The 324-nt window shown below is 74.1% G+C and carries 1 protein-coding gene; it reads right to left on the bottom strand.

What is annotated here, in order from left to right; all coding sequences use genetic code 11:
* Positions 1-324, bottom strand: a 324-nt coding sequence (locus ACLWS4_RS38250; protein ID WP_416876603.1) for a class I SAM-dependent methyltransferase, incomplete at both ends; no start/stop codon positions are given.

Here is a 324-nt window from a genome sequence, read left to right as displayed (position 1 = left end):
CGATTTCGAGCACGGAGCTGCCTGGGCCGACCTGGGCCAGGTCCAGCAGGCGGTCGATCTTCCGGTGCTGGGCTGCGGCGAGGCCGGGCCAGGATGCGTCCGGGCCGCCGTCGGCGGTGGTGGGGAAGAGCGCGGAGGAGTAGCTCATGGTGGGGTCGAGGAAGAGCGCGAACAGCTCGTTGGAGAGGTCGTAGTGCCGCCGGATGTTCTCCCGGCTGTGCTGCTCGCTGGGCCGTTCGGTGGCGGGCGGCCGGGCGGCCCAGAGCGGGCGGATCCAGCCGGTGGGGCGCGGCACCAGGACGGCCGGGTCGGCGGGCAGTGGGG

Origin of the sequence: Kitasatospora sp. SC0581 (genome assembly GCF_048159585.1) — a bacterium.
Taxonomy (GTDB): Bacteria; Actinomycetota; Actinomycetes; order Streptomycetales; family Streptomycetaceae; genus Kitasatospora.
This window is presented reverse-complemented; position numbering and strand designations above follow the sequence as displayed.